The sequence below is a fragment of the Acidocella aquatica genome (assembly GCF_030160635.1).
GTDB classification, from domain to species: Bacteria; Pseudomonadota; Alphaproteobacteria; order Acetobacterales; family Acetobacteraceae; genus Acidocella; species Acidocella aquatica.
Genome location: NZ_BSOS01000056.1, coordinates 1 through 1,114 on the forward strand (window position 1 = coordinate 1; position 1,114 = coordinate 1,114).

Annotated in this window: 1 protein-coding gene; it reads right to left on the bottom strand. The window is 53.9% G+C overall.

The annotated features are described in order from the left end of the window. Positions 1–77: 77 nt before the first annotated feature. A partial coding sequence (locus tag QQJ84_RS09035) for an NAD-dependent epimerase/dehydratase family protein (protein ID WP_284257825.1) occupies positions 78–1,114 on the bottom strand: 1,037 nt, incomplete at its 5' end.

Here is a 1,114-nt window from a genome sequence, read left to right on the forward strand (position 1 = left end):
CATTCTTCCAAAAACCCTCCCTCCAATACGCCGCCTGATGTCGGTTTATTTACGCACTGATTAATAAAAATCGAATGTCATGCTTTTTCGCCGCTGGCGTGCACCGCCCTGCCTTGCCTTTCACGGTCTGCAAGCCATTCGATGCAGTCTCGTACCGTCTCTGCAAGTGGGCGGGGTCTCCAATCGAGTTCCGTCCGGGCCTTGGTGTTATCCATCTCACGGAATACGTTCGATAAAAACATTGCATTTGCACTTATCATGAAGTCCTTACGGCCGGCGAGCTTCATCAGCCGTTCCGTTATCCATGCGATACCATAAGATACCCCGTACGGAATAAATTTTGGAGGCGGCTGGTTGCCGCAGGCGGCTGCCATCGCGAAGAGAGTCCGATTACTGACGAATTCGTTGGCAATGATGTAGCGCTCTCCAAGTCGGCCTTGCGTTTCCGCGGAAAGCGCCGCCATGGCGACGTCTCGTATATCGACGGTTGGTTGGCTGACATCGATGGCCACCTTGGTTCTGCCGCTGGCGACTTCCCAAAGACCCCCATTATGGGGGGTCGGCTGATAATCCTGAGGACCATAAGTGTTAGCAACGCAAAGCGCGATGCCCGGCAAGCCTTTCTCACGACAATAGCTGAGAAGCCGCGTTTCCGCCTCCAACCGCGCGCGAATGTAGGGTGGCGCACGGTCAAGCCAGTTGAAGGGGATATCCTCGGAAACGCGACCGTTAGGATTAAGTCCGAGCGTACCCATGGTGCTGGTAAATATAAAGCGCTTAACACCGGCCTTGAGCGCGGCATCCATCGCATTGACCAGGCCTTCGACATTATTACGAAATATCGGAGTCTGGTCGGTCAGCCAGAAACGTGGATCGACGACGCTATAGAAGACTGTTTCACAACCCTGCATGGCCATGCTTAAGGACGGTGGATGAAGGACGTCCCCATAGGTGATCTCAACGGGTAATCCATGTAAGGCGCTTTGGTCGCTTGTTTTGCGAAGAAGGACGCGTACCTTGCGTCTCCTTTCTGTCAGAAGCCGGGTAATGCGGATTCCGATGAAGTCGGCCATGCATTCCAATTCGAAGCCGGCCAGTGATTCCGATTTCAAGC